Consider the following 250-nt stretch of genomic DNA (forward strand, 5'->3'; position numbering starts at 1 on the left):
CAAGAAACGCATCGCGGCAGGCGCGGGCATGGAGGTCTCCGATCTAAACAAGCTCATGAAGATGCACCGGCAGATGTCGGACATGATGAAGAAGATGGGCACGATGGGCAAAGGCGGCATGCTGAAACAGGCCATGAAGGGCATGTTCGGCAAGGGCGGCATGGATCCTGCCGCCAAGGCGCAGGGCATGGATCCCAAGGCGCTGGAGGCGGCGGCCAAGCAGATGGGCGGCAAGCTGCCGGGTCTGGGC

Annotated in this window: 1 pseudogene; it reads left to right on the plus strand. The window is 62.8% G+C overall.

Going from position 1 to position 250, the window contains the following annotated elements:
* Positions 1 to 250: pseudogene (locus AB2B41_RS23660) on the plus strand (signal recognition particle protein); the annotation flags it as partial.

Origin of the sequence: Sulfitobacter sediminis (assembly GCF_040811725.1) — a bacterium.
Lineage (GTDB): Bacteria > Pseudomonadota > Alphaproteobacteria > Rhodobacterales > Rhodobacteraceae > Sulfitobacter > Sulfitobacter sediminis.